The sequence below is a fragment of the Bacillus sp. AFS018417 genome (assembly GCF_002560985.1).
Classification (GTDB): domain Bacteria; phylum Bacillota; class Bacilli; order Bacillales; family Bacillaceae_G; genus Bacillus_A; species Bacillus_A rhizoplanae.
In genome coordinates, this window is sequence record NZ_NTTM01000030.1 from 1 (window position 1) to 25,429 (window position 25,429).

Annotated in this window: 25 protein-coding genes, 2 other RNA genes and 2 riboswitches; of the genes, 10 read left to right on the forward strand and 17 right to left on the reverse strand. The window is 36.1% G+C overall.

The window, feature by feature from the left end:
- Nucleotides 1-332 precede the first annotated feature (332 nt).
- From CN326_RS12445 to CN326_RS12455, 3 genes are read left to right on the forward strand one after another with little or no spacing between them, the layout of a single operon-like run.
- The gene (locus tag CN326_RS12445) at nucleotides 333-1,205 is read left to right on the forward strand and encodes an aldose 1-epimerase family protein (RefSeq protein ID WP_098309336.1); all 873 of its coding nucleotides are present in this window, start codon (nucleotides 333-335) and stop codon (nucleotides 1,203-1,205) included.
- 15 nt (nucleotides 1,206-1,220) lie between these two features.
- On the forward strand, nucleotides 1,221-1,616 hold the full coding sequence (locus CN326_RS12450; RefSeq protein WP_098309337.1) for a reverse transcriptase-like protein: 396 nt from the start codon (nucleotides 1,221-1,223) through the stop codon (nucleotides 1,614-1,616).
- A 4-nt stretch (nucleotides 1,617-1,620) separates the two neighbouring features.
- Nucleotides 1,621-2,526: a DMT family transporter gene (locus CN326_RS12455; RefSeq protein WP_141525041.1), complete on the forward strand. Its 906-nt coding sequence runs from the start codon at nucleotides 1,621-1,623 to the stop codon at nucleotides 2,524-2,526.
- A gap of 2 nt (nucleotides 2,527-2,528) precedes the next feature.
- On the opposite strand, the gene CN326_RS12460 is transcribed toward CN326_RS12455, so the two are convergent.
- Entirely contained in the window at nucleotides 2,529-2,789 is a 261-nt protein-coding gene (locus CN326_RS12460) for a DUF6123 family protein (protein WP_098309339.1), read from the reverse strand.
- A 327-nt stretch (nucleotides 2,790-3,116) separates the two neighbouring features.
- Here CN326_RS12460 and CN326_RS12465 point away from each other — a divergent pair, with 327 nt between their 5' ends.
- A complete protein-coding gene (locus CN326_RS12465) occupies nucleotides 3,117-3,572 on the forward strand; it encodes a MarR family winged helix-turn-helix transcriptional regulator (protein WP_098309340.1) in 456 nt (151 codons plus the stop codon).
- Nucleotides 3,573-3,753: 181 nt separating this feature from the next.
- Here the strand turns inward: CN326_RS12465 and CN326_RS12470 are convergent, their stop codons facing one another.
- The 6 genes from CN326_RS12470 to CN326_RS12495 all read right to left on the reverse strand — a co-directional run bounded on the left by CN326_RS12470 (nucleotide 3,754) and on the right by CN326_RS12495 (nucleotide 8,635).
- On the reverse strand, nucleotides 3,754-3,894 hold the full coding sequence (locus CN326_RS12470; protein ID WP_098309341.1) for an FbpB family small basic protein: 141 nt from the start codon (nucleotides 3,892-3,894) through the stop codon (nucleotides 3,754-3,756).
- A 417-nt stretch (nucleotides 3,895-4,311) separates the two neighbouring features.
- The gene (locus tag CN326_RS12475) at nucleotides 4,312-5,178 is read right to left on the reverse strand and encodes a 5'-3' exonuclease (RefSeq protein ID WP_098309342.1); all 867 of its coding nucleotides are present in this window, start codon (nucleotides 5,176-5,178) and stop codon (nucleotides 4,312-4,314) included.
- A gap of 118 nt (nucleotides 5,179-5,296) precedes the next feature.
- A complete protein-coding gene (locus CN326_RS12480) occupies nucleotides 5,297-6,007 on the reverse strand; it encodes a P-type ATPase actuator domain-containing protein (RefSeq protein WP_098309343.1) in 711 nt (236 codons plus the stop codon).
- Nucleotides 6,008-6,318: 311 nt separating this feature from the next.
- Nucleotides 6,319-6,484: riboswitch (M-box (ykoK) riboswitch) on the reverse strand.
- A 220-nt stretch (nucleotides 6,485-6,704) separates the two neighbouring features.
- Nucleotides 6,705-7,091 carry a DUF350 domain-containing protein gene (locus tag CN326_RS12485; RefSeq protein ID WP_098309344.1) on the reverse strand — a complete coding sequence of 129 codons (387 nt, stop codon included), beginning with the start codon at nucleotides 7,089-7,091 and terminating at the stop codon, nucleotides 6,705-6,707.
- Nucleotides 7,088-8,320: a glutathionylspermidine synthase family protein gene (locus CN326_RS12490; protein WP_098309345.1), complete on the reverse strand. Its 1,233-nt coding sequence runs from the start codon at nucleotides 8,318-8,320 to the stop codon at nucleotides 7,088-7,090. The genes CN326_RS12485 and CN326_RS12490 overlap by 4 nt, the downstream gene beginning before the upstream one ends.
- Nucleotides 8,321-8,323: 3 nt before the next feature.
- On the reverse strand, nucleotides 8,324-8,635 hold the full coding sequence (locus tag CN326_RS12495) for a hypothetical protein (protein ID WP_098309346.1): 312 nt from the start codon (nucleotides 8,633-8,635) through the stop codon (nucleotides 8,324-8,326).
- Nucleotides 8,636-8,717: 82 nt separating this feature from the next.
- Here CN326_RS12495 and CN326_RS12500 point away from each other — a divergent pair, with 82 nt between their 5' ends.
- The gene (locus CN326_RS12500) at nucleotides 8,718-9,167 is read left to right on the forward strand and encodes a hypothetical protein (RefSeq protein WP_098309347.1); all 450 of its coding nucleotides are present in this window, start codon (nucleotides 8,718-8,720) and stop codon (nucleotides 9,165-9,167) included.
- Nucleotides 9,168-9,375: 208 nt separating this feature from the next.
- Here CN326_RS12500 and ssrS (CN326_RS12505) read toward each other — a convergent pair.
- The 5 genes from ssrS (CN326_RS12505) to CN326_RS12525 form a co-directional block, all read right to left on the reverse strand.
- Nucleotides 9,376-9,560, reverse strand: a non-coding RNA gene (gene ssrS / locus CN326_RS12505) — 6S RNA.
- Between the two features lie 22 nt (nucleotides 9,561-9,582).
- A non-coding RNA gene (gene ssrS / locus CN326_RS12510) (6S RNA) lies at nucleotides 9,583-9,767 on the reverse strand.
- 115 nt (nucleotides 9,768-9,882) lie between these two features.
- A complete protein-coding gene (locus CN326_RS12515; protein WP_098309348.1) occupies nucleotides 9,883-10,716 on the reverse strand; it encodes a sulfurtransferase in 834 nt (277 codons plus the stop codon).
- A gap of 2 nt (nucleotides 10,717-10,718) precedes the next feature.
- Nucleotides 10,719-10,991, reverse strand: a complete 273-nt coding sequence (locus CN326_RS12520; RefSeq protein WP_098309349.1) for a YpbS family protein — start codon at nucleotides 10,989-10,991, stop codon at nucleotides 10,719-10,721.
- 12 nt (nucleotides 10,992-11,003) lie between these two features.
- Complete coding sequence (locus tag CN326_RS12525) at nucleotides 11,004-11,465, reverse strand: GNAT family N-acetyltransferase (RefSeq protein ID WP_098309350.1); 462 nt, start codon at nucleotides 11,463-11,465, stop codon at nucleotides 11,004-11,006.
- 72 nt (nucleotides 11,466-11,537) lie between these two features.
- Here CN326_RS12525 and CN326_RS12530 point away from each other — a divergent pair, with 72 nt between their 5' ends.
- Nucleotides 11,538-11,792, forward strand: coding sequence for a DUF3931 domain-containing protein (locus tag CN326_RS12530; protein ID WP_098309351.1), 255 nt, complete (start codon nucleotides 11,538-11,540; stop codon nucleotides 11,790-11,792).
- Nucleotides 11,793-11,795: 3 nt separating this feature from the next.
- On the opposite strand, the gene CN326_RS12535 is transcribed toward CN326_RS12530, so the two are convergent.
- Nucleotides 11,796-15,446 carry a dynamin family protein gene (locus CN326_RS12535; RefSeq protein WP_098309352.1) on the reverse strand — a complete coding sequence of 1,217 codons (3,651 nt, stop codon included), beginning with the start codon at nucleotides 15,444-15,446 and terminating at the stop codon, nucleotides 11,796-11,798.
- 495 nt (nucleotides 15,447-15,941) lie between these two features.
- Here CN326_RS12535 and CN326_RS12545 point away from each other — a divergent pair, with 495 nt between their 5' ends.
- Nucleotides 15,942-17,111, forward strand: a complete 1,170-nt coding sequence (locus CN326_RS12545) for a DUF418 domain-containing protein (protein ID WP_098309354.1) — start codon at nucleotides 15,942-15,944, stop codon at nucleotides 17,109-17,111.
- 14 nt (nucleotides 17,112-17,125) lie between these two features.
- On the opposite strand, the gene pbuX is transcribed toward CN326_RS12545, so the two are convergent.
- Nucleotides 17,126-18,448, reverse strand: coding sequence for a xanthine permease PbuX (gene pbuX, locus CN326_RS12550; protein WP_098309355.1), 1,323 nt, complete (start codon nucleotides 18,446-18,448; stop codon nucleotides 17,126-17,128).
- A 1-nt stretch (nucleotide 18,449) separates the two neighbouring features.
- Complete coding sequence (locus CN326_RS12555; protein ID WP_098309356.1) at nucleotides 18,450-19,043, reverse strand: xanthine phosphoribosyltransferase; 594 nt, start codon at nucleotides 19,041-19,043, stop codon at nucleotides 18,450-18,452.
- A 108-nt stretch (nucleotides 19,044-19,151) separates the two neighbouring features.
- A riboswitch (purine riboswitch) is annotated at nucleotides 19,152-19,253 on the reverse strand.
- Nucleotides 19,254-19,626: 373 nt separating this feature from the next.
- Here CN326_RS12555 and CN326_RS12560 point away from each other — a divergent pair.
- Genes CN326_RS12560 through CN326_RS12570 form a run of 3 tightly spaced genes read left to right on the forward strand, consistent with a single transcriptional unit; the run spans nucleotide 19,627 to nucleotide 21,923 of the window.
- Nucleotides 19,627-19,773 carry a cytochrome c oxidase subunit 2A gene (locus CN326_RS12560; RefSeq protein WP_098309357.1) on the forward strand — a complete coding sequence of 49 codons (147 nt, stop codon included), beginning with the start codon at nucleotides 19,627-19,629 and terminating at the stop codon, nucleotides 19,771-19,773.
- A gap of 30 nt (nucleotides 19,774-19,803) precedes the next feature.
- Complete coding sequence (locus CN326_RS12565; protein WP_098309358.1) at nucleotides 19,804-20,277, forward strand: cytochrome c oxidase subunit II; 474 nt, start codon at nucleotides 19,804-19,806, stop codon at nucleotides 20,275-20,277.
- Nucleotides 20,274-21,923 (forward strand): b(o/a)3-type cytochrome-c oxidase subunit 1, encoded by a 1,650-nt coding sequence (locus CN326_RS12570; protein ID WP_098309359.1) that lies wholly within the window; start codon nucleotides 20,274-20,276, stop codon nucleotides 21,921-21,923. Before CN326_RS12565 ends, CN326_RS12570 begins: the two co-directional genes overlap by 4 nt.
- A 439-nt stretch (nucleotides 21,924-22,362) precedes the next feature.
- Here the strand turns inward: CN326_RS12570 and CN326_RS12575 are convergent, their stop codons facing one another.
- Together CN326_RS12575 and tnpB are read right to left on the reverse strand one after the other, a co-directional pair.
- The gene (locus CN326_RS12575; protein WP_098309360.1) at nucleotides 22,363-23,880 is read right to left on the reverse strand and encodes a carboxypeptidase M32; all 1,518 of its coding nucleotides are present in this window, start codon (nucleotides 23,878-23,880) and stop codon (nucleotides 22,363-22,365) included.
- A gap of 145 nt (nucleotides 23,881-24,025) precedes the next feature.
- Complete coding sequence (gene tnpB, locus CN326_RS12580) at nucleotides 24,026-25,150, reverse strand: IS200/IS605 family element RNA-guided endonuclease TnpB (RefSeq protein ID WP_098309361.1); 1,125 nt, start codon at nucleotides 25,148-25,150, stop codon at nucleotides 24,026-24,028.
- Between the last annotated feature and the right edge of the window lie 279 nt (nucleotides 25,151-25,429).

The window sequence follows — 25,429 nt, forward strand, 5'->3', positions numbered from 1 at the left end:
AAACTTTAATCAGTGGGGGTTTTCTTCATCCCCCACTGATTATTAGTTGAACCAATCGGGCTTTTACGGGCAGTTTATCTCCCATCTAACTTCTTTAGAAAAGCGGCAGCGGCTCGTTCAGAATTGCAGGGCGTTGGAGCCCCCGACAGAGAGGCGCTTTTTGCCTCGTCCGAGGGGGCGAAACGACCGGAGATTCTAGCCGCTAGAGCTGGACAATGCTTTCACCGAATTTTGAGGTGGGAGTATTACTGCCCGTTAATGCGGGATAAACTATCCTTTTCTTTTTATAGGACGTATAATAAAAAACATGAAAGATTTAGGAGGGTTTGTTCATGACAGCAACGATTCAAAATGAAAAAATGATCGTTTCTATTTCTGAAAAAGGTGCAGAATTACAAAGCATTCGCTTAAAAGAAGATCGTACAGAATATATGTGGCAAGGGGATTCAAAGTATTGGGGACGACGTGCTCCCATTTTATTCCCAATCGTCGGAAGATTAGTAGATAATACATATTATGTTGATGGAAAATCTTATTCGTTAACACAGCATGGATTTGCTCGCGATCTAACATTTACAATAAAAGAACAAAGTGAATCAAAAATTACATACGTAGTAACGAGTAATGAAGAAACATTACAAAACTATCCGTTTGCATTTGAATTACTCGTTTCTTATGAATTACATGAAACATCTGTATACGTAACATATGAAGTAATCAATCCAAGCACAAAAGAAATGTATTTTTCAATTGGAGGACACCCTGGTTTTAATTGTCCTTTACTATCAAATGAATCTTTCACAGATTACTACTTATCTTTCAGCACTCTAGAGCACTTAGAAACAAGCGTATTAGAAGGACCATTTCTTTCTAAAAATAAACTCATAGTAGCAGAAGAAACAACCGAACTTCCACTTACATACGATTTATTTAAAAACGATGCGCTTATTTTTGAAAACATGAACAAAAACGAAATTGCCATCCGCTCTCACAAACATAATAAATTTATTAAAGTAGCATTTGAAGGATTTCCATTTGTGGGTGTGTGGACACCTGGAGACGGCGCACCGTTTCTATGTATTGAACCTTGGTATGGCATTGCTGATGAAGTAGAGCCCGTAAAAGACTTTACAGAAAAAAAAGGAATTCAAATGTTAAAAGCGAATGAAACATTTACATGCCGCTATAGCATTACAATCGGTTAATCGGAGGTTTTCAATTTGATTGAAGTGTACATTGATGGTGCATCAAAAGGAAACCCTGGTCCTTCTGGCGCTGGGGTTTTTATCAAAGGTATTCAACCGCCTGTGCAGCTTTCTGTTCCACTTGGAGTTATGAGCAATCATGAAGCTGAGTATCACGCATTACTTGCTGCATTAAAATATTGCACCGAACATAATTATAAAATTGTATCGTTTCGAACAGATTCTCAGCTTGTAGAACAAGCTGTTGAAAAACAATATGCGAAGAATCCCTTATATGCACCACTTTTAGAAGAAGCATTGCAAATGACCCAGCAATTTGATCTCTTTTTTATGAAGTGGATTCCAAGCAGTCAAAATAAAGTAGCAGATGAATTAGCGCGAAAAGCAATTTTAAAAAATGAACGGGGGTAGTGTATTGAGAAAAGAGTGGATTGCTCCTCTCGCATTGTTGTTCGTTGCCTTTATTTGGGGAGCTACGTTTGTTGTCGTTCAAAATGCTATGTCATTTGTCGGTCCATTTTCTTTTAATGCTGTACGGTTCTTATTAGCTGGACTTATTTTACTGGTTATTCAGCTCATTTCTATAAAAAAAATACCTATTAAACGCGCAAGGTATAGTAGCTCCGCTGGTATCATAGTCGGATTCTTTTTATTTATTGGTTACTTGTTACAAACATTCGGCTTATTATATACAACTTCTTCTAAAGCAGGATTTTTAACAGGGCTTAGTATTGTCATGGTACCTGTTTTATCGTTTATCTTTTTAAAGCAAAAAGCGAATATATTTATTGTACTCGGAATTACAGTAGCTACAATTGGATTGTTCTTATTAACAGCTGGAGATTCTTTTCAATTGAATATAGGAGACCTGCTTATCTTAGGTTGCGCTGTAGCATTTGCTGCTCACATACTTGTAAATGGATTCTTTTCAAAAAAGGTGTCTCCGCTATTATTAAGTACAACACAAATATTAGCAGTTGGACTCTTCTCTTCTATTTGTGCGTTTTTGTTTGAAGATTGGGAGAAATTATTTTCGCTATCATTATGGACGAATCGCTCATTTTTGTTTGCATTATTGCTAACATCGATATTTGCTACTTCTCTTGCATTCTTTATTCAGACAACAGCACAAAAGTACACGTCACCGACCCGCGTTGCCATTATTTTCGCAATGGAGCCAGTCTTTGCTGCAATCACAGGTGTTCTTGTTGCGAATGAACAATTGTCAGTATCAGCTATCATCGGATGCATTTGCATTTTCTTAGGAATGATCTTTGTGGAACTCCCAAATAAACAAAAAAAAGAAGCGCAGGCTGCATGAAGTTATGTTTGTAACTTCCGCATAAAAGCCACCGCGCTTTTTTTATCGGTAATTTTCTCTTCATTTAATCGTTCTAACAAAGCAATAAAGTAACTACCATCAAACTGTAATTGATGCTTAATCGTCGCTTCAATCGCCACATTCACAATTCTATCAGATGAACCTGTATATCCTTGACCAAACATAATAAATCCTTGTGCTTCCTCTGATAATTTAAATCCTTTTGTATGTAAGAATGAAAGGTAATCTTGAACTGTTTGCATGATGTCCCCACCTAATTTGAAAAATTCTCCACTCTCTATCATACATGTTTTCGAGCGTTATGAGAATGAATTTTCTTTGAAAACTGCTGTAGAATCTCCTGTTTTTCTGAAAAATAAAGTGAAACTTCTATTAGCGGTTTCCCCCACCAATGGTTAGTTGAACCAATCAAGTAGCTATCTTCTTCTAATCCCTCATAACCTTAAGGCGAGGGTATGACCGCCCGCGAATAGCAGGATAAAAAATAAAATTCGTTGATTATTCATTTTATTTAGTTTAATATTGAACTGTTTAAAAACGAACTAAATACATAGGAAGAAGGATTAACGATGGCGAATAACGATTTACATACAACCACAAAAATCATGCAATCATTTTTAGAGATTCAAAAAACAATTGTTTCATTCACCCAACAAAATGCTGCTAGCTTAGGATTGACGGTATCTCAAATGGGGATTTTAAACACTATTTATACAAAACCAGACCTTACTTTAAAAGCAGTAGCAGAAATGCTTTCTTTACCTAAAAGTACAGTAAGTGTAAGTGTAGAGGGACTCTTCCAGCTCGGATTGGTAGAAAGAGCACAATCTCAAGAAGATCGAAGAGAACTCAAATTAAACGTCACTTCTGAAGGAAAAGAAATCGCAAAAAAATCTATCGAAAATTCATCCTCTTATCGTGCAATGATGATTGCATTAGAAAAAATGCCACAAGAAGATATTCAAACTTTGTTACGTATTCATAGTCGTTTACTCACTCATTTACAAGAAATCGACCACAAATAAAGTTTTTTTAACATCCTTTCCAATAATAAGTTAGATAAACAAAGTCCTTTCAGATTATCACTGAAAGGACTTTCGAATTAGCAACACCTTAAGTTGCACTGCTTTCATTTGAATGTATATCCAAGATTTATAGATTAACTCTTTATTATGTGGATTTTCCTGATCAAAAACTTTCCTTTACTCAGTTACTCACCGCTCCATATGATACATGTCGTTTTTCAATTTTTTCTTCAATTTCTCTTATGTTCTCCTTATCATTCAATAATAATTGTTTATTTTCTATTAGTAATTGTTTAAAGGATTTTCTTATTTTTTTTCGCATACTTAATTTCCTCCTTGATTGATATGAAAAGTTTCATTTATATAAAAGATAATTAATTATCTGTATTGTGTAATAATAAAAGATTTGTGTGAAATCCATTTGAATTTTAAATGAAAACTATGTATATTTTTTCATGAGTCAATATGTGTATAGCTTTGCGATTGAAACATAACTCTTCCAACAGTTTGTTTACTACCTTTACAATCAATCTAAAAAAACTAGATATGGTAGAAACCATATCTAGTTGAAATGTTTTAAATATAAATAATAACGCCCAATCAAATGTATAGTTTGATTGGGCGTTATCTATATTCTAAAATAAATCCTTTTCAAGAACCACTTTTTATCCCGCTACTTTTTGGCGGGCTTTCCATCAGTGAGCGATGAAGAAAAACCCTCGCTGATAGAAGTTTCACTTTATAACATATTTACAAACATTTCAGGTCTGCCCCAATTCATTTGCTCACAAACGAATCGTATTTTCTCTATATCAATTGTGTGAAGAGCTTCTTCTAATTCGCAAGAAATTGGCACTTCACAATGAATTTGTGCAAGTTGTAATGACATATGCAAATTGTCTAAGTCATTTTCAATTTTTGTACGCTGTGTTTTCGTTAATAGTGTAATGTTTTCTAAAACAGCTGTAACTGTTCCGTGCTCTTGAATGAGCTTATATGCTGTCTTTTCACCAATGCCCTTTACTCCTGGATAATTGTCACTTGAATCACCCATAAATGCCTTTGCGTGAACAATTTGCCACGGCTGTACACCTTTTTCTTCGATAATTTTTTCAGGCGTGTAATATTCATAGTTTCCAATTCCTTTGCGAAGGAGCATAACTGTAATATTTGTATCAACAAGCTGCAGCAAATCTGTATCACCCGTTAAAATAAACACTTCTGCTTCATTTTGATACGCTTTTGCTAATGTTCCAATACAGTCATCAGCTTCATATCCTTTCATACCAATGACTGGAATAGATAAATGCGCAGTCATTTCTTGCACTAAATCGAATTGTGGAATTAATTCTTCTGGCGGTGCCCCGCGATTCGCCTTATAGTTTGAAAACGCTTCTGTTCGAAAAGTTGTACTCCCCATATCCCAGCACGTTACAATATGAGTCGGCTCAATTGTCCCAGACGCTGTTAATAAATGCTTCATATAACCATGAATCCCGTTTGTCGGAGTACCATCTTGTCTTTTCATAAATTGTCCGTAGACACTTGTTGCATAAAAAGCACGAAATAATAGTGCCATACCATCTACTAATAATACTTTTTTCATAATTCCTCTCCTAATGACAAAAATAAAAACCTCACGTCATGACGCAAGGTTATAAATAATCAATGATGATTGTACTTTTTATTATACAATGATTTACTCCATTTAGCATCTATAAAGATTACTTACAATATTGATGTAATAGTTCTACATACGTATTATTTCCAGTTGAAACAACAACTGCCTTTGCTGTTCCATTAACAATATGGGTGCTTTTGTAGCATAAATTCTCAAGATAAAGTGGATTGTAATCTTTTATGCGTTTTAACGGCATAAATCGCTTTTTTTCGATATGATAACAACTTTCATATTTTTCTACAAGCATTTCTTTTCCTGTTAAAGGAGATTCATTTACTAATAAATCTTTCGCGTAAATAATGCGGGCATCAGCTGGTACAGTATCACCTGCGGAAAGACAAATTACATCACCTGGAACCAATTCTTCTACAGGAATATTCATCATTTCAGAATCTGTATCTACTCCATTTGCTTTATCATTTACTACTCTTAAAACAGCAACTGTTTTTGATGTTGTTGCACTCGTTTGATTCGTTTCCTTTTCAAACAGACTTACTTTTTCAATCAACTTCATCATGATATAAGCCAGCATGATTTTTTTATTTGCATATCGTTCATTTTTCCCATATTGCGCGATACGTTTTTTTGCTTCTTTCACGGAAAGACCATTTCTTGTTGTTTTAAAATAAGCATATACCGATTTCACATCTCGAATCGCAACTTCCACTAACATTTCATTGTTTTTCTGTAAAATTTCTTTCCCTTTGTGAGTTACGTTGTCTATCATTCCATCTCGTTTATTTACATATAACATCGTCCGTCTCCTCCTTGGCGTACGCAGGAAGAAACTTATTGTTTCTCGACTTATCTATTTACAGATATAGGGGGAGGAACAATTCGCTTCCTACCTACATAACGCATTCTTTTTTTGAAATATATGGGTAACGGAACCGAGTCCGAAGCTGACATTGCTCCTCACCTCCTCATAAATTTTTTATTATGTATATTCTTACAAAATATAACCTTACTAAAAAGACCTTTACCCGGAAACGAGTAAAGGTCTGAACATACGCAAATAAGCGAAGTTTAATAAAACTACATTATAGTAGCTTATATTAAAAACAATCGCACCTCTCCCTCGCCGAGCTTTAGCACTGTATAGCATAGGTTCTTCACCAGCTACATTAAGAAAGACCTTAATTCGATCATTCCTGTTGACCCATTGGCGTCTCTCGACATTTTTGGGCAGTAGCATCTCTCTATACAGGAGCCTCACCTAACAGAGACATATTTAATTACATAGAAAATGTTACTCTTATTTAAAATAGATGTCAATACTTTGAATTCAAACTTTTCCTTATTACAATAAGTATTTCCTAGAAAGTGATTTAGGCCAGGAACACTCTTATTCTAATACTAATTGTTTAAGATTTTGTATGCTCTTTTTCTCAAGGTGACAAGCCTGAAGAAGATACACTTCAACATCTCCATGCTTTTCTACAACGTGTTTTTCAATATGTTAAACACCCAGCAATCACGATTCCGATGGAAATTGATAAAAACATAAGGAAAAGTCCGACGGCCTGGTTATCTTCTTCAATGCTTTGATTGATATTAAAACGCGGTGTGCACCATTCGGCTAAATAAAATACAACAATCTGCGCTAAAATCCCAATCGCTCCCCATAAAACCATATCCATAAGTGAAATAGAATGGGCAGCAGTCGAATACAAGACGATGGCAAGACCAAGAAGTCTCCCTCCAAGTGCATAGCTTGCTGCTCTATTCCCTTTAGCCATTAACGAAAATTCCTTCACTTTTGTTGTCAATTCCATAAGAAAAAGACCAATACATAAAAGGCCGAGTGAAACCACTAAATAAAGTAAAAAGTTCATCATTTATAATCCCCCTTTTTTATCCCTACAGGTAAATAATAAGATTCATTCCCCGTAATTTTTCCACCGGCCCGTATACCAATACTACTTGGTTTTCCAGCAATTAAAAACGATCCAAACACATACGACAACTCCTCGTTCCCTTTTTCAGTCTCAAGGGAAACAATCGGAAGCTTTATATACTTTTGAAATACAGGAAGTTCTTTTTTATACGTTTGATATGAATTTTGAATCACAATATTCGTGTCTTTGTCACGAATTATAACCGTGTTACCCTCTCTACCGAACGAAGGTTTTTGAACAAAAGAACTTTTTCCTAAAAATAAATCTGGTTCTAAGTAAGTAGGAAGCATATATTCCTTAATCCATTGTCGTTCCTCATTTGTATAAAAAACGCCTATCTCAGCTAATCCCCAAATCAGGCATTGAATCGATTTCGGCTGAAGTAGAAAGGATGAAACAGGATTTATAATAAAGAGCTTTCCTTCCTTTACAAGTTGCAGTAACTCAATCCCCACAAAATCACCGGTATTAGGATCCCGGTCCTCAACCAAATCTTCAATAGGATATGTTTGACGATACAAAATATCAATAGGCACACCGTCTCTGTCGACCAAAGCATCGTCAGTAATTCTGAGTTCTGACATTGACACCATTTTGTTTTTAACCTGACATAGCTGACTCAAATACGCAGTAGTATTCCAATCTTCTATATGTTCATGATGGGCTGTGAAGACAACGTTTGGCATTTCTATTCCTTTAGCAGCCTCCATTACAGCTTTTGTGATACCAGAAGAAAGAAGACGTTCCTGATTCTCGTTTGGGTCATGATAGTCTAATTCTTTGCATACCTGTCCATTCATTTGAAAGCATTCCATGATAAAAGTAGGGGTATCACTATTAAACTCAAGCATTTTGATACCACCATTCGTCAAAGCAAAATCAAACCGTGAAATAATAGATTCAGGAAACAGAGATTTCATTCTGATAAAAGGCAGACTTGAAGATGGAAAACCAAGTTCAAGAAGCTGAGCATCCGATAAGTTCCGAAGAAGGCTAGCAGTCTCAAAAAATACTTTTCCCATTCGTTCTGTTGCTAATTGCAAATGCCTCATAGTTTGTTCTGTTATTTCAAAAACATGAAAAAGGCTATACTCACTCCCGTATAAGTCAGACCAAAAATGTGGGAACCTTGAATAAAATTGACTTCGTTCCTTTATGTAAAACGACATGACTTAACCTCCGAATCCGCCCTTTGAACCGCTTCCAATTCCTCCTTTAAAATTAGAAGAAGCTTGATAGGACTTAAATTCAGATGAATTTTTGAAAGTTGATTTATTTTGATAATATTTACCACCGTAATAATAATGCCCATGATAACTTGAATGATTGTCATCACATCGCCACACGCCAAGTTCATCATCCCAATCCCAATCGGAACAGCTCTTATCATTTGGTTTTGGAGGGAGATCTTTTGTACAGCCAGCTAAAGTGCCGGTCATTAAAGATGTAAGAACACCTGTTACTAACCATTTGGTTTTTGTCACCTTCCCACACCCCTTTATATATTATATTTTTATTATAAAAGAATTCATGATAAATTAGAAGAAAAAGGAAGAGGGATTACGATTGCGGTTAGAATATCGACTCAATGATGAAGCTAAACAATATCCTGCCTTATGGAACTATGCGAATATTCCTATCTCTGAAACCGTCGCAAGGATGACTTGTGAGTATTTCATTAAAGAAGGAGATACGTATGTCGTAACAGCGACCGCGATGGATCCTGACGGAACTGCAGTATTATATGTCAAAAGAGAAAAATTCTTCGATGATTCTTCAGAAACCACATATTCCCATATAGGTTTTGAGATTAGAGAACTACAAGGAGCAAATTCGATTTTGATAGAAAGTAAAGATGTATGGAATCATGAGGAAATCTTAACGTATCTACATTCAGATATTTTGTACGTTCAAAGGGATGGAATATTGATGGAATTCACCTTAGACTCAAGGGAGATTGATGAAGACCGAAAGTGCTATGTTTATTATGGAGAATTTACAGGTGAATGCAGATAACATTGCACTCCCCCCACCTACCGCTTCGCGCTTGAGGTGGGGGATGAATCGCCAGATATGATAAAGTAAAGCTCTCATCAGTAGGAGTTTCATTTTATTTCTAATATTTTTTATTGTTTCCACACAACGAAACTTAAATGATTTCCAGCGTGCTGACAAAAAGGCTTCTCAAAACAAAAAAACTTACGTATAAAACGTAAGTTTTTTATATAGTCCCACATATGCCGTTCTCTTCTAGATGTCCATAAACCCGCTCTCGCAGGTGGATGCTCTCAAAAATGCTTTCATCTTCCTTCTTAAAAAGATGGCATGATGGCTACATTTAAATATTGAACTTCCGTATTACTCTCATTGGTTTAAGACATACACAAGCTACGTACATCGTAGGCATTTATTATTAATCATAAGGATAAATAGAACCCCCGCACGTGCCGTCCCTCGTAAATGTCCAAAAACCCGCTACTCGCAGGTGGATGTTCTCACAGTTACCGTTCATCTTCCTTCTCAAAGAAAGGCTTGATGTTGGCCTCTAAATATCGAACTTCCGTAAAACTAACATCGGTTTTAGACATAAATAAGTTACGCACACCGCAGGATGTTTTATTTATTTGTCGTTATCTTATCACATTGTTCGCAATGTGTAAAATATATTGTTATTAAAGTATTTCTTGCTTGTGATCCTATTGTAATACAAAACTTTTTGAGGTGCAATAGGCTACTGTTTTTCTTTCGCAATTGGATTTTCAGGATAAGAAATCCAATCACTCCAGCTGCCCGCATATAATTTTACACTTGTAAAACCAGCCATTTTTAACGCTAATACGTTCGGACATGCCGTTACACCTGATCCGCAATACACAATCGTTTCTTTCTTTTTATCAAGATCGATAAAACGCTCTTCTTGTGCGTCCTGTCCCTTAAAAGCACCAAAATCAGTTACGCCGTCTTTCCAAAAATAATTTTGTGCAGTTGGAATGTGACCGGCCACTTTATCAACTGGTTCTTCTAATCCTGCGTATCGCTTTGGTTCTCGCGAATCAATAAGTGTTATATTTGCCTGTTTATTAATTTTCTCTTGTAATTCTTCCATTGTTACGACAATATCATGCTGCAGAGTTGGAACAAACGTCTTAGGTGCAAAAACTGGTATATCATTCGTTACTTCGACCTTTTGCTCCTTCCATTCTGGGAAGCCACCATTTAACACATATACTTTGTCATGTCCAAGGTACGTTAAGAGCCACCAGAGACGAGAGGCCATTGCTCCTCCTTGACTATCATATGCCACAACTGTTGTATGTTCATCAATCCCAGCTTGTGAAAGTTTTTGTACAAACGCTTCTATATTTGGAAGCGGGTGACGTCCGCCATGTTGTGTAACCGGACTTGATAAATCTTTATCTAAATCAAAATAGAGTGCACCTGAAATATGTGCCTCATTATATTGCTCTCTTCCCCAATTCGGATTTGCTAAGTCAAAACGACAATCGATAATACGAACATGCTCATCTTGTATATGTTCATGTAACCATTCGACTGTAACGATCATACTTAACGACCTTCTTTCTCTTGTAAACGTTCTACGTACTCCATCACCATTTCTTCTGTCACAATCTTACGTTGCGGTGCAATACCGTTTTTTGCAAGCCCATTAATTTGTTTTGTTACCATATTAATTACATCAACAGAGAAAGGTTTCCCATTTGATGCAAGTGATACTGCTGCTTCAATTGCTGCTTCACGTTGCGCCTCTAATTGTAGAAATGCTTTCACCACTTCATTTTGTTTACGAGAATGTGCTGTAATTGCTGCATGTACTTCCATGTTCGCTTCCCCCTAGTATAAGTCCATCGTAAGCCGAATCATATCCCGGCATACAATGCCATTTTCTATAATCTCTTCTTCATAATGCTTCGAAAAGTAATCAAAATCAATAGAAAAAATACGAAATCCACATTTTTGATATAAAGCAAGCTGCGAAACGCTCGAATTACCTGTCCCTATTTCAAGCTTCCGCATGCCGTGTTCTTTTGCAGTTGTAATCGCATGCTGTAATAACTGCTTCCCGATGCCCTTACCCTGTTCTTGTTCACAAACTGCAATATTCATAATCTCCATCGTATTAGGGCGTGTTTCCATTAATATGTATGACCCTATCACATGTTCATCACGTTTAGCAACGTAAATCATTCCTCGTTGAAGATATGACTGTAACTGCCTTTCGCTCGGATCAGCAAGTAATAATAATGATATCGGTGCCTTATCTTCAGAAATACGCTCAACAATTAATTGTTCCATAAAAATTCTCTCATCTCCACCTGTTCTAAATACCCCTTGTCTTCCATAAGTAATACAAAGGAGGTCATCACTATGGACAACAATGAAAAGAAGTGCAATATAATCTCCATTGATGAGAAGAAAAAGAAAAATGGCACGTACTCCTATCCAAAGTTAGTGATAGAAGGAAAACCATATGAATTCACTTCCTTCGTCTTATGCGGCGAAACGCCAGATGGAAAACGTCTCGTCTTAACTCATATGGTTTCCTCAGATGAATTTGCAGGATTTGTAAAATCATTAGATGCTGTTCTACAAAAACGCATTGAACGTATCTTTTTCTCTTAATACTTATAGAACTTCTACTTCATGTTTTATTTTCATTAATTGTTTTTCCAATTCTTCTTTTCTCTTTTCGTATGCAGAAACATCAATTGTTTCCAATAACGCAAATAATAAACTTTCATAGTATTGCGCTGCGTCTTGCATCATGACTGTTTTCACAAGTTGCCATCCATGAAGCCATTCTTGTTTATAGTGATTAACAAATAGGTGCTGTTCTTCCATTACGTAATCTGCCACAAATGGTTCTAACGTTTGCTTCATTTCTTCTTGCATCAATGCTTTATCATTTTTTTCAAAGAAGCTTTTCTCACTTTTAAAATGGGATAATGCTTTTTTAAATTGTTTTGCTTCCATATTTGGAAATGGATTTTCATGCATAAGAACGCGATAGTCATATGTTGTATCTGTACGGATGACGAGCTGTTCATTCTTTGTAGCACATTGCACCGTTACTTCTTCTTGCACATGTTTCATCGTTTCATTCATCCATTTTTCAAGACGCAGCGACGTTGCACGCATTTCTTGCAATAAATCATGTTGTAAGAAGGCAATTAACTCCATCATGCACTCTTGTAATTTCTCTTTCACATTCCCTTGTGTTCGTAAAGAAGCTGGATTAATAAATTCTGTAAACACATCATTGTATCGTAAAAATAAGCGCTGTTTTACATAATATAGAAGCTCTTTCACTTCATTTTCCAATGCCATTTCTTCTGTTACAACACTATGCGAAGAGATCATATGAAGCAGTTCTTCACGTTCCGCTTCATATTTTTTTCGTTTTTGTTCTTTTTCTTCATTTCCTTGTGTTGCACTTTCAATCATATTTGTAAGAAGTTTATAACCGTTTTGAAGTGCTCCATTTAAAGAATGAACCGATACAAGCATTAAATCTCTCATGATAAACGAAGTGAACGCTTGTTCAAACGGTGCAAGACCAGAATGTCTTAAAATACCATACGTTTCTTTTGAAATATCTTTTCCTTGTTTTTCTTCTAATGCAAATAAGCTAGAAATCGCAAACAGACGTGGATTCCGAATCCCGTACTGCAACAATTGATCACTAATATACCCTTTTACTGTGTGTAATTCCTCTTCTGACTGTGCTAAATCCGCAGCATTAATTAAGAAGAACATTTTATCAAGTGCAAACGTATCTTTTACACGTCCAAGCTGAATTAAAAATTCTCGATCTGCTCGTGAAAACACGTGATTATAATACGTTACAAATAAAATTGCGTCTGCATTTTTTATATATTGGAATGCTACGTCTGTATGGCGTGCGTTAACAGAGTCTGCTCCTGGCGTATCAACAAGTGCAATGCCTTGTCTCGTTAATTCACAATCATAATAAAGCTCCATATATTCTACAAAGCATGACTTTTCTTCATTGGCCACATAATCAGCAAATTCAGCTAATGTTACGCGAGATTGCTCTCCTAAACGATGCCCTACTTCCGCATACCCATGCTGCACCGCTCGTAAAAAACTAAACGTTGTTTTTTGTCTGCCACTTGGCGCTGGATATTGCAGTACATCATCAATTTGTAAGAGTGCTTCTTCCAAAGATGTAATATCACGGTGAAATAACTTATAAACAGCCTTTAAGTCCTCAAAGAGCGCAGTTTCCGATTTGAACTGTACCACTACCGTACCATGCGGCTTCTCATCTGTTACCGGCAAAATTTGATTAATAGTTGCTGTTGTAGGATTCGGTGATACTGGTAATACTTTTTCTCCTAATAAGGCATTGGCAAAGGACGATTTCCCTGCACTAAATGCTCCAAATAACGCCACTGTAAATTGTTTCGTTTCAATGCGTGTTCTCTTTTCAACAATTTCGTCGTATACGTGCGTCAAAGCCGGAAGCTGTTTTAGAACAAATTCTGTTTCCTTTACATGTTCTAATACGCGCTGAATATTAACATTTCCTGTGCTTGCAACTTGATTTTCCGTATACGTAGATACAGCTTCTTGTTCTTGCAATTGAAATTTAGCATTTGTCACTCGTTGTGTTCGTTGTAAAATATCTTCTATTTCCATCGTTTCAGGCACAGAAACACAATCGTTCCATACATCATGCAAATATGTTTCATACTGATCGTACTGTTCCATATATTGACGTTTCATGTCATTCGCATGTTGCACCGCTTCGTATTGCTTTCGTTCTTTATCAATGCTTAGCAGCTCAGCTTTTCCTCTTTCTTGTAATATCGGTAAAGCTTTCGCAAATATAGATTGTGCCGCATTGTAATATCGTTTCTTTAATTCATTTGCAACATCTGCTGTATAATGTAATAAATAATCTCCTGTAAACCCTGCTCCTTGCTTAATTAGTTCCTCTAAAAGCGACGATTCAAAAGAAATATTCAAATCATATACTGCTTTTCCTAATTCTTCTGTAAATATCTCTTCTTGCTTTGTAAAAGAAACAATATATTCTTTTACATGAAAGTCTAATTGTGCTTCTACCGTCTTTTGCAGGGACTCATAAAACGCTTGTAAACGACGCTGCTTTTCTTGATCAGTTTTTGCTTTTGCAAATAATAAACCAACTTTAAATTTCGTCAATTTTGTTTCTAAGTATTGATTTGCTAAATCACGCATTTCAAATGGCATTAAATATGCATTATCTAATATATTATGCAGTCCTATGATAAATCTATTTTTCACTTCATCTTCTTTTGCATAAAATTCTTTTTCTTTTTCGGCAAGTTCTTCTAAAATCGACGTAACTTCTTCATACGATAATAGCGATGCCAATTCTTCACGAAGCGGCTCCAGCTGTTTCTCATACTGTGTTAACAAATAAGAAAGATGTTCTTGTTGTAAATAAGAAACTTCCTTTTCCATTCCACCTTTTACATAAGAACCGCGTTCTTTCATAATAGAAATAAGCAGATCCTCTAGCTTTTCCAATTCATTGTACGAATGTTGTTGCAATCGTAAAGACGTATAAAATATACCATCAACGTCAACATTCCAATTTGCAAATGACTGCATTACACTTTGCTGATACGCAGAAAAAGACAATTCATGTTCTTTATGCTTATCAATCTGGTTCACAACAAGATAAACCGTTTTATTACGTTGCTTTAATTCTTTGACAAACTGTAAATTCACTTCCGATTGCACATGATTATAATCCATCATATAAAAAATAATGTCGGCAAGATGCAGCGTAGATTCAGTCGCAAGTTGATGTGCATCATCAGTTGAATCAATACCAGGCGTATCAACAAGAACAACGCCTTCTGGGAGCGGTGCATCGCTCCGATAAATATGGATTCCAATCACTTCATCGCCATTTTTACAAAGCTGTTTTAATTCTTCTGCTGTATACATACCGTCATACTCGTATTTCTGTCCTGATTTTAATGTAACAACGACGCGAGCATGTCCTTTTTCTATCTTTACCACATTCGCACTCGTTGGAATCGGACTTGTTGGCAACAATTGATCTTTATATAAATAGTTCATCATTGTTGATTTTCCAGCAGAGAAATGTCCACAAAATGCAATCATAAGCTGCTCTTCTTTATATTTCTGTATAACTTCAAGCAACTTTTCACTATGTTCCATATCACCTTTTTTCTGCCACTCTTCATAAAAACAAACAAGCTTTTGTAAACTGTTTGTTTGCACTGTTTTTGTCATCCCCTCATGCCCCTTTGTTCCAAGATGTATCCACCTATTATATTACTAAATTTTCAGCATCTTCACAGTAAAAAAATAAAAAATCCCTTTCATTCTTTTTGAAAACGAAAGGGATTTCTATGTAATATAGTTCATTATTTAGTTGCTCCTACTCGATTTAACACATGTTTTGTTACAACTGCATATAAAACAACTGTTCCTGCTAAAAATGCATATACCATACAATCACACCTAACTTTCTTGATAATGATTATCAATTTTAAACACATTGTACCATTAGAGAGAATGATTATCAATATATATTTTAAAAATAAAAGCTCCTTTTCAAATAAAGGAGCTTTCATACTGCCTGTTCTAAAGGAGTAGTAGGATTGTTGTGCCCTCTTATTATAACTCACGGGAGAAATGTTAACAGTTAAAAAAATTGGAAATATATATCCCACCACTTTCCATACCGTATATACTAAAAGAAATATACAAAAAAGGAGAGGAAGTATGGCAAAGAGTATTTCACAAAATGAAAGAATTCATTCTATTGATATTATACGAGGGATTGCAATTTTTGGTATTTTCCTTGTAAACTGGCCTGTATTAGCTGGCATTGAATCGAGAGATCTAACAGGTGTTTACGAAGGATTGGATCGTTACATTCGACTGTTTTATGATCTGTTTGTCCAAACAAAATTTTACACAATTTTTTCCTTTTTGTTCGGCCTTGGTTTTTATATTTTTATGAAACGTGCTGAAGAGAAAGCATATCGTCCAAAATTACTATTTATACGTAGACTACTGATATTGTTATTGTTTGGATTTTTACATTATGTTTTGCTTTGGGACGGCGATATTTTACATAATTATGCAATAAGTGGATTTGTACTTCTTTTATTTTATAAAAGGCAACCAAAAACTTTACTAATCTGGTCCCTTATTTTATTAAGTATATGGGAATTTATTATGTTGCTTGCTAGCTCAGCGATGCTAGTCGTTCCGCTTGAAAAACTTGGAGATTTTTCTGCTCCGGTAGTTCCGTTGCTAAATTGGAGCTTGCAAGTGCAAGATCGTTTTACTGCTTTTTACTCTGAAGAAATCGGCTATTCTCTTATGATGCTACCGGAAACAGTTGGTCTCTTTTTACTTGGTCTATACGCCGGCAAAAAAGAAATCTTCCGCCGCGTAAAAGATATTGATACAAAGCTAAAGAAATGGCAAATCATTGCCTTCATCGCTACTTTGCCAACATGGTGGATTATGATTGTCTATTTCAATATGAACGATTCATACATGCCATTTAAAATGATTGGCTTTATTACGTTAAGCGGAAAAACATTATTCATTTTTTACATTCTCACACTTATGCGTCTATTGCAGCATGCAAAATGGCAAAAAATATTTCGTCCCTTCCAATATGTTGGCCGTATGGCATTAACAAATTATATTTCACAAACTATTGTAACTTTATTGGTATTCGGTTTATTATTTCAAGCAAATATCGTATTCCCACTATGGGGCGGCACACTCTTCTGTATCGGCTTCTATATTATTCAAATCTTTGTTAGCCGCTGGTGGCTATCTCGTTATCAGTATGGACCACTTGAATATATTTGGCGTCTTGGTACCTATGGAAAAAACATGCCTATGAAAAAACAAAGCAGTATCTCATCGTGAGATACTGCTTTGTTTTACGCTTTAGAAACAGCGCTTTGCATTGCAACTTGCTCTTCTTTTACCTTCGTTTGTTTTTGCGGAATCATATTAAACACAATATTTAAAAGCACTGCTGAGGCACTTCCTAATACAATTCCGTTATCTGTTAAAATGCGAACGCTCTCTGGAAGCTGCGAGAATAATGTTGGCACAACTGTTACACCAAGACCAATTCCAACAGAACACGCAACAATTAATAAGTTTTCCTGTTTTGCAAAGTTAACAGCGCTTAACATTTTAATACCATATGCCATAACCATTCCGAACATAGCAAGCATTGCACCGCCAAGTACTGGCGTTGGAATAATCGTTGTTAGCGCGGCAATCTTTGGAATAAATCCAAGTACAATAAGCATACCACCGCATGTGTAAATGACAACACGATTGCGCACACCTGTCAGTTGAACAAGACCCACATTTTGTGAATATGTCGTATACGGAAATGCGTTAAAAATACCACCTAACATCATTGCAATTCCTTCTGCACGATATCCTTTTGCCAATTCTTTTTCACCAATTTTTTTGTTACAAATATCCGATAGTGCAAAATAAACTCCTGTTGCTTCGACAATTCCTACACAAGCAACTAGAATCATTGTAATGATAGGTGTTAATTCGAATGTTGGTGTACCGAAGTAAAATGGCTGTACACCATGAAACCAATCAGCTTCCGCTACAGCTTGTAAACTTACCTTCCCCATTAATGCTGCAATTGCTGTACCAAATAATAATCCTAATAAGATAGAAATAGAGCGAATGAAACCATCAAAAAAACGGTACATGATGATGATAAATAACAATACTCCGAATGCTAATGCTAAATTGGGTAAACTACCAAAATCTTTGCTTCCTACACCACCAGCCATGTCATTAATCGCGACTGGAACTAATGTAACTCCAATAACTGTTACAACTGATCCAGTAACAACTGGTGGAAACAGTTTTACAAGCTTTCCAAACACACTAGAAAATAAAACAACAAATAGTCCTGCTGCAATAATAGAACCATACACAGCGGATACTCCATATTGCTTACCAATAGCAATCATCGGTCCAACTGCTGTAAAAGTGCAACCTAACACTACTGGAAGTCCAATACCGAAGAAACGATTCGTTAATGCTTGTAAAATTGTTGCAATGCCGCACATTAATAAGTCAATTGACACTAAATACGTAAGTTCACGCTGATTTAATCCAAGTCCGCCTCCAACAATGAGCGGAACGATAACTGCCCCGGCATACATTGCCAACATATGTTGAATACCGAGAGATGCAACCTTAAGAGGGTGTTGCTTCATCTTACTTCACCTCCGCTGCCGCATGTTCGACAAAACGAACTGTACCATTATCAAGCGATGCGATTTCTGCCAACGATTCTACGCGAACGCCGCTCTCACGTAATTTACTTCCTCCATCTTGAAATGCTTTTTCAATCACGATTCCGATACCCGCCACTGTTGCGCCTGCTTGCTGTACTAAGTTCATTAAACCAAGTGCTGCCTGACCGTTCGCTAAAAAGTCATCAATAATAAGGACGCGGTCGTCTTCATGTATATATTGTTTCGATATAGAGATTTCGTTCGTTTCTTGTTTTGTATAGGAATATACTTTTGCAATATACATATTATCTTGTAACGTTAACGATTTACGTTTTCTTGCAAAAACAACTGTTACACCAAATTCTAATGCAGCCATTACAGCTGGAGCAATTCCTGAAGACTCAATCGTCACGATTTTTGTAATTTTCTCGTCTTTAAAACGCTTTGCAAATTCTTTTCCGATTTCTTGCATAAGCACTGGATCAATTTGATGATTTAAAAATGCATCCACTTTTAACACATCATCTGACAATACTTTTCCTTCTCGCATAATTTTCTCTTGTAATAATTTCATGGTTTGTTCCCCCTCTTATGCAAATAAAAAACTCCAAAAGCAGCCTTCACCCAATACAAGTGAGGGACGTGCTTTTGGAGCTTTGCAAAAAAAGAATGCAACTATAGCAATATATTCGTCCTCACTCATAGTCGAAGCATTTACGGTACTTCGGTAGAAACTTGCAGGCCATATTCCTGCGATTATATGAGTGTTGCTAACTTATTTAATTTAATAAAAGGATTATAACGCACTTTTTTTACTTTGAAAAGCATTTTACGAAAAAACACGTACAAATTTAAAAAATATACAATTTTCGTTCGACTTTTTGAAACCTCTTTCATTTTGAAATCATACCTATTTTTTAAGAACTTCAAAACTACTTAGGTTGCTAGCATTGTGAACGAACCATCTACTTCACATTTTTTTCACAATTCCTCATTACAAAATCTGTAATACATCACGATTTATCAACTTTTCATCATAAGCATAGTTTTAATTGTATCAATGAACACTTTTTGAAAGCACCGCTGACAATGTGGAAATTATCAAAATATTTCGTATGATAAAAATGTAAGATTCACTTTCTCGGGGAGGGAGAAAAATGGGAGAACGTAAACTACAGCCAGTCGAAAACAAACAACAAAAGAAAAGTTCACTAAAAGGAACATTAATTTCTGTTTTTTTGCTCGGCTTCTTTTTAATCTTCACATGGTTTAGTGTATACCAAATTTTTTTAAATCGATTGTAATGTTATTGGTAAACAAAGGGGAGATGGGATATGCACTTGCATAAGTACGAAAAAATTTGGCTCATTTTCGGTATCGGTTCATTATTTGTATTTTTAGCTATAATTGGAGTAAGCGCGTTTTATATGGGAAACCAGCCGCCTAGCTGCTTAACGACAATCGACCCAGAAAAAGTAAATGCGACTGCTCCCTTTGATCATCCTGGTGTAAAACAAGTTGGTAAAGATCATTATCAAGTAACAATTGTCTCACAAGCATTTTCCTTTACACCAAATGTCATTAAGGTACCAAAAGGAGCCAAAGTTGACTTTGTTGTCGCAACGAAAGATGTTGTACATGGCTTTGAAATTGCAGGGACAAATGTGAATATGATGGTTGAGCCCGGCTATGTGAGCACAGCTTCTCAAGTGTTTCAAAAGGCTGGTGAGTATTTAATCGTATGTAATGAATATTGCGGGACAGGCCATCATATGATGAGCGCGAAAGTAGAGGTGACTGACAAATGATACATGTTCAGGATAAAATATACAAAAAAGACGCCAAACTTGCGATGGCTCATATACATGTTGCATTTATCGCTCTATTCTTAGGAGGATTATGTGGGCTACTGCAAGTACTTGTCCGATCTGGAAAATTTAATCTTCCAGCTGGAATTGGTTATTATCAAGTACTAACAACACATGGTGTGTTACTTGGCCTCGTATTAACAACATTTTTTATTATCGGCTTTTTGTTTGCCTGTATGAGCAAAACTGCTGGGACTCTTTCAAAAGGAGTACGAACAACAGGCTGGATTGGTTTTTGGCTTATGACGACTGGAACAACCATCACCGCTATTTTTATACTATTAAATAAAGCTACTGTTCTCTATACATTTTATGCTCCGTTAAAAGCTCACCCTGGATTTTACATCGGTCTTACCCTCGTTGTTGTCGGCAGTTGGTTTAGCGGCCTTGCGATGTTTGCTCATTATCGCACATGGAAAAAGCAAAATAAAGGAAAAGCTGGTCCATTACTTAGCTTCATGGCTGTTATTACAATGCTGCTTTGGCTCGTTGCCACTCTTGGCGTCGCTGCAACAGTACTTGTACAATTTATTCCTTGGAGCTTAGGCATCGTTGATAAAATTGATGTTCTTGTTAGCCGAACATTATTTTGGTACTTCGGTCATCCACTCGTATATTTCTGGCTTCTCCCTGCCTACATGGCATGGTATGTCATTATTCCAAAGATTATTGGCGGAAAAATTTTTAGTGATTCTCTCGCTCGTTTATCATTTATTTTATTCTTATTATTTTCCGTGCCGGTTGGATTTCACCATCAATTAACAGAACCAGGTATTGATCCTGGATGGAAATTTTTACAAGTCACCTTAACGTTCATGGTTATCATCCCATCATTAATGACAGCATTCTCTCTATTTGCATCATTTGAGCAATACGGCCGCTCAAAAGGAGCAACTGGACTATTTGGCTGGCTGCGTATGCTTCCATGGTCGGATGCTAGATTCTTTGCACCGTTCGTTGGAATGCTTATGTTCATTCCAGCCGGAGCAGGAGGACTTGTAAATGCAAGCCATCAATTAAATCAAGTTGTCCATAATACAATCTGGATAACAGGACACTTTCACTTAACATTAGCCACATCTGTTGTACTAACATTTTTCGGCATTGGCTATTGGCTTATCCCCCACTTAACAGGACGTGTTTTGACAAAAGAAATGAATCGCCTTGCGATGATTCAAACTTGTGTATGGGCACTTGGAATGTTCTTCATGTCTGCTGGGATGCACTTTGCTGGACTATTAGGAGCTCCGCGCCGCTCTTCTTTTTCCACATATGGAAATGCACCGCAAGCTATTGAATGGATACCGTATCAGATTGCACAAGCAGTCGGAGGAACAATCTTATTTGTCGGCATTATATTAGCAATCATTATCTTTTTAGATCTTGCTTTCTTTGCACCAAAAGGGCACACTGAATTTCCGGTTGGAGAAGTATCTGATGCGTCTGATCAACCACCAATTGTCTTTGAAAATTGGAAACTATGGCTTGGAATTACAGCACTACTTATTTTATTCGCATATACCATTCCATTTATGGATATGATTCAAAATGCGCCGCCAGGTTCGAAAGGTTTTAAATTCTGGTAATATAGCAAGCAGAGGTGCTTTTTTAGCTCCTCTGCTTTTTAATTCAATAATGGTACACGGTGAAGGAATTCTCATTACTTGCTGCGAATGTACTCTATAATATACGTGTATGGAGGAAGTGCAATGAGAAATAAGTATACAAGTTATTCCAAATTGAAACTTACATATCAATACAAATTTATCGATATCTATAGTAAATAAACTATTTACTATAGATATTATTGATGTGAAAAACGAAAAAATTATACTGATAATCTCTATTGATTTAAGCAAAGATACAATTGAAATAGAGGGAAACCTTGAAGATTTCCCCCCATAGTATCGAGGAAACTATATTTTCTTCAAAATCTACAGCTAACGATTGCACTAAAAATAATATTTCTAATCCCGATCAACTCTAAAAAGAACACGAGCTACAATAAATAGCTCGTGTTCTCTCTTATAATTCGTAAATTCCTTTATATTTTCTTTCCAAATAATCCGCTAAATAGTTCGCATTTAATCCTTCACCCGTTACATCTTGCAAAATTTCTAAAGGCTTTTTCATTTTTCCATATCGGTGAATATTTTTTGTTAACCATTCACGAATTGGTGCAACATTTCCTTCTTCTAATAGTTCATCAAAATTTGGAATATCTTCTAGCATCTTATGCTTGAACTGAGCTGCATACATGTAACCAAGCGCATATGATGGGAAGTATCCGAAATCTCCACCAGCCCAGTGTACATCTTGCAGTACACCTTGTGCGTCATTTTCCGGACGGATTCCTAGATAGTTCTCCATTTTTTCGTTCCAAACAGATGGTAAGTCTTTTACTTCTAATGTTCCATCAAATAATTCTTTTTCAATTTCATAACGAACCATCACATGAAGTGGGTACGTTAATTCATCCGCTTCGATACGAATGAAAGATGGTTTCGATTCATTAATTGCATCGTAAAATTCATCTACAGATAAACTATTAAATTGACCTTCTGTATATTGTTTTAATAGATCATAATTCTTTTTCCAGAACGACTTATTGCGACCAATAAAGTTCTCAAAGAATAAAGATTGTGATTCATGAATACCCATAGATGTGCCATCACAGAGCGGTGTACCTTCTAACTCTTTTGAAATATTTTGCTCATACACTGCATGACCGCATTCATGAACTGTTCCAAATACTGCCATACGGAAATCATTTTCATCATAGCGTGTTGTAATGCGGACATCACCACGATTTAATGTAATTGCAAATGGGTGTACTGTTTCGTCTAAGCGTCCTGCATCAAAATTATAATCCAATTGCTTTAATAGTTGTAAGCTAAATTGTTTTTGCTGCTCTTTGGAAAAATGTTTACTTAAAGCTTCCGTTTGCAACGTTTTATTTGCGTTAGCAATTTCTCCAACAAGCGGAACAATGCGCTCGCGTAATTGTCCAAATACGCGGTCTAATACTTCTACTGTTACACCAGGTTCGTACATATTTAATAATGTATTATACTTGTATGTTTCATAACCCCAATATGTAATAAACTTCTTTTTAAATTCAACAATTTTTTCTAAGTATGGACGAAACATCTCAAAATCAGATTTTTCGCGTGCTTCTTCCCACACACTTTCTGCTTTTGCCTGTATTTTTACAAATTCTTCATATTCATTCTTTGGAATTTTCTTATTTCGATCATATTCTTTTCGGCACTCTTCTACAGTTTTTCTTGTCACATCTGAGAGTTTTCCTTCTGCAATTAACTCTTCTAACCCTATTAAATAGGCCTCCATCTCTTTAGAAGTTGACATATCGAACACTTCTGCCGAAAGCATACCAATTACTTCAGAACGTTGATCTACACCGTTTTTGGGCGCACCTGTGCGTAAATCCCAAAATATAAGGTTCAGCGCTTCCTCATAATTCATCATTTTCTTTATAAAAGCTAGAAACTCTTTTTCAATTTCATATGTAACTGCCGTCATATTCAAGACCCTCCTTTTCCTACTTCACTTTAATTCAACACAAATACGCAAATTCCTCTTATATTTGAACTACCCCCACTTAACACCCTTACGGGTTGTTTGAAGTAGGAGATTCCTACGAACACCAAAGTATCCTTTGGTTATCTTAGTAGGCTAGCCCCGTAGTTCCTACGGTTAGAAGTCTTATGGCTTCGTTTTTAAGATTTTGTCCTGCGTTAATATCTCTATCGTGATGTACACCACAAGAAGGGCAATCCCACTCACGAAGGTTCAGATTTTTAACGTCTTTGTTTTGATAGCCACAACATGAACACAGTTGAGAACTAGCAAATGTTTTAGATACAGTAACTACTTCTTTTCCATACCACTTCGCTTTGTATTCCAACATTGTTCTGAATTGTGACCAAGATACTTCACTAATTGCTTTTGCTAACTTGTGATTTTTTAGCATGTTCGATACTTGCAAATCTTCCATACCAATGATGTCGTGGTTTTTGACAATTTCAGTAGAGATTTTTTGCAAGTAGTCTGCTCTTGCGTTGGTAATTCGTTCGTGAATACGAGCAACTTTGATACGTTGCTTATTCCAATTCGAAGAACCATTCACACGCTTGGAAAGGATACGCTGTGCGTTCGCTAATTTTTCTTCAAGCTTACGAAACCATTTTGGATTAGAGAATACTTCTCCTGTACTCAAAATAGCAAAGTCTTTTAATCCAACATCAACCCCAACAGCAGAACCTGTTTTTTCTAATGGTTGCACTTCTGTTTCAACAAGAATCGAAACAAAGTACTTCCCACTTGGATTGCGTCTAACGGTAGCGTTTAAAATACGTCCTTCTACTTCTCTTGATTTTGTAAAACGAACAAAGCCAAGTTTCGGTAATTTTATTTTGTTGCCTACAATCGCAATATTTCCGTTTGTGTGTTTTGTTGTATAGGCTTGAACCTTATTCTTTTTAGACTTAAAGCGAGGTGCATCATTTTGTTTTTTGAAAAAACGAGTGAACGCATCAGCAAGGCTCTTAAGTGTAGATTGCAAGGAAATGCTATCTACTTCTTTTAGCCATACGAATTCCTTTTTTAGTTGTGTTAGTTCCGCTGAACAAGAATTGTATGTCAATCCTTTTCCGGTTTCTTTGTATGTGTCATTCCAACGTGTCAAAAAGCGATTGAATACGAAGCGAGAACAACCAATCGTCTTAGCAATTAAGATTTCTTGTTCTTTGTTTGGATATATTCGGAATTTGTATGCCTTATTTATTATCATGTGATCCCCCCTTTTAATATACTAATTATACCGTTTTTTGGAGAGGTAATTTCAATAGAAAAGGTATCTGTTGTGCTCCGATTTCCAAAAGGATTATTGGAACGAGTAGACAAATACAAAGAAGAAAAGGGTTTCGGTACTCGTACCAAACTATTTTTCATTTATTACAAGTAGCACTCGAAAAGTCAGATAGTTAACGCGGCTTATGCCACACCCTATCTGAAGCCAATTCATCTCCCACCTACTCACTAGGCTATGCCCTTCACGTTCCTTGAGGTG

Bases quoted from the DNA above. Each gene is read 5' to 3' on its own strand.
- CN326_RS12445 (WP_098309336.1), top strand. From the start codon at position 333: ATGACAGCAACGATTCAAAATGAAAAAATGATCGTTTCTATTTCTGAA.
- CN326_RS12460 (WP_098309339.1), bottom strand. From the start codon at position 2,789: ATGCAAACAGTTCAAGATTACCTTTCATTCTTACATACAAAAGGATTT.
- CN326_RS12465 (WP_098309340.1), top strand. From the start codon at position 3,117: ATGGCGAATAACGATTTACATACAACCACAAAAATCATGCAATCATTT.
- CN326_RS12470 (WP_098309341.1), bottom strand. From the start codon at position 3,894: ATGCGAAAAAAAATAAGAAAATCCTTTAAACAATTACTAATAGAAAAT.
- CN326_RS12475 (WP_098309342.1), bottom strand. From the start codon at position 5,178: ATGAAAAAAGTATTATTAGTAGATGGTATGGCACTATTATTTCGTGCT.
- CN326_RS12480 (WP_098309343.1), bottom strand. From the start codon at position 6,007: ATGTTATATGTAAATAAACGAGATGGAATGATAGACAACGTAACTCAC.
- CN326_RS12485 (WP_098309344.1), bottom strand. From the start codon at position 7,091: ATGATGAACTTTTTACTTTATTTAGTGGTTTCACTCGGCCTTTTATGT.
- CN326_RS12490 (WP_098309345.1), bottom strand. From the start codon at position 8,320: ATGTCGTTTTACATAAAGGAACGAAGTCAATTTTATTCAAGGTTCCCA.
- CN326_RS12515 (WP_098309348.1), bottom strand. From the start codon at position 10,716: ATGATCGTTACAGTCGAATGGTTACATGAACATATACAAGATGAGCAT.
- CN326_RS12520 (WP_098309349.1), bottom strand. From the start codon at position 10,991: ATGGAAGTACATGCAGCAATTACAGCACATTCTCGTAAACAAAATGAA.
- CN326_RS12525 (WP_098309350.1), bottom strand. From the start codon at position 11,465: ATGGAACAATTAATTGTTGAGCGTATTTCTGAAGATAAGGCACCGATA.
- CN326_RS12530 (WP_098309351.1), top strand. From the start codon at position 11,538: ATGGACAACAATGAAAAGAAGTGCAATATAATCTCCATTGATGAGAAG.
- CN326_RS12535 (WP_098309352.1), bottom strand. From the start codon at position 15,446: ATGACAAAAACAGTGCAAACAAACAGTTTACAAAAGCTTGTTTGTTTT.
- CN326_RS12545 (WP_098309354.1), top strand. From the start codon at position 15,942: ATGGCAAAGAGTATTTCACAAAATGAAAGAATTCATTCTATTGATATT.
- pbuX (WP_098309355.1), bottom strand. From the start codon at position 18,448: ATGAAGCAACACCCTCTTAAGGTTGCATCTCTCGGTATTCAACATATG.
- CN326_RS12555 (WP_098309356.1), bottom strand. From the start codon at position 19,043: ATGAAATTATTACAAGAGAAAATTATGCGAGAAGGAAAAGTATTGTCA.
- CN326_RS12560 (WP_098309357.1), top strand. From the start codon at position 19,627: ATGGGAGAACGTAAACTACAGCCAGTCGAAAACAAACAACAAAAGAAA.
- CN326_RS12565 (WP_098309358.1), top strand. From the start codon at position 19,804: ATGCACTTGCATAAGTACGAAAAAATTTGGCTCATTTTCGGTATCGGT.
- CN326_RS12570 (WP_098309359.1), top strand. From the start codon at position 20,274: ATGATACATGTTCAGGATAAAATATACAAAAAAGACGCCAAACTTGCG.
- CN326_RS12575 (WP_098309360.1), bottom strand. From the start codon at position 23,880: ATGACGGCAGTTACATATGAAATTGAAAAAGAGTTTCTAGCTTTTATA.
- tnpB (WP_098309361.1), bottom strand. From the start codon at position 25,150: ATGATAATAAATAAGGCATACAAATTCCGAATATATCCAAACAAAGAA.